This window comes from Moorena sp. SIO3I6 (assembly GCF_010672095.1).
On sequence record NZ_JAAHHU010001583.1, the window covers coordinates 1 to 1153 of the forward strand.

The 1153-nt window shown below is 41.9% G+C and carries 2 protein-coding genes; both read right to left on the reverse strand.

Going from position 1 to position 1153, the window contains the following annotated elements; all coding sequences use genetic code 11:
• Window positions 1–346 (reverse strand): DEAD/DEAH box helicase family protein (locus F6K49_RS51410; RefSeq protein ID WP_293110669.1); only part of this gene is annotated, 346 nt, incomplete at its 3' end.
• Window positions 347–495: 149 nt separating this feature from the next.
• Window positions 496–1153 (reverse strand): DUF5357 family protein (locus F6K49_RS51415; RefSeq protein WP_293110671.1); only part of this gene is annotated, 658 nt, incomplete at its 5' end.

Below are 1153 nucleotides of genomic sequence, written 5' to 3' on the forward strand. Positions count from 1 at the left end.
GGCGGTAAGGGCAAACCACCAGCAACACCTGTAAGCCGATTTTTTGATACAGTTCCGTTGCGATCGCTAAAGCAGTAATCGTTTTACCACTACCCGTTGCCATTTTCAGGGTTCCTCGTCCCCGATGAGCAAACCAATTGGCCACCGCTTGCCGCTGATACTGCCGCAACTGAATATCCGCTGGTATCCTAGGACATCCCTTGGGTAAGTTAGTCTCAAAGGAGATGGGTAATTGGTAAGCTCCTCCCGATTCAGCTACTTTGATATTACGGGAGGGCTGATAGTATCCTCCTGCTAAACTTCCCCAGTTTCCTGATAGCACGAATGGGAATTTCTTGTTCCTCATTGGTCATTGGTCATTTGGTATTTGTTAATTGGTATTTATTAGTTTTTATTGGCTATTTTTTATTTAGTATTTGCTGTTTTTTATTGGCTATTTACTACTTGCTATTTTCTAGTTTCCTGGATGCAAGCAAGTCTTTTTCATTTTCTTTTTTACCGTTTTCCTTGGTCAGCAAACACCTCAATTTCCCCTGCCCTAGAGGGTTGGCATTGCACATTACCAATTGGTTGAGAACCTAACCCGGATAGCCCATCCACCTGCTTAATGCGACAAGACTTGGTGAAGGAATAAGAGTCAGGTTTGGTGTCAGGATTTGAACGGGGGCCGTTCCAATTGGCCTGCAAGTCTAAGTTATAGTCAGACCCAGACTCCCTGGATGAAAATTTATAGGTCACTTTCCATAGAGGATCTTCAGCAACCGGTGAGTTTTGCTTAGCTTGATATTCAATCCCCTTCAGCAATTTTTTGTGATTTACTTTAAGCAGGGATTTCTCAACCTCTGACCAAGATTTTTCATTCAACTCTTCTTTCAATTGAACTTCCATCCCCTCTAAGATCGATACACCTCTAGATAGGACAGTGACTTGGGCAGAGGGCAATTTCCACACAAAGGAACTATGGATAAAATCATCACTCAGTAAGCTAGGATATTGCACTAGCCAATTTTGAATCACAAAATAAAACTGTATCCAGCAGCTAATCAGGAGTTGGCTACCGAATAATATAACTAGATATTGACGTTCTGCTGGGGACGGTTTTTTTACCTTAAATTCTAATGCTAAAATATAGGGTAAAGCCGCAATTATTGCA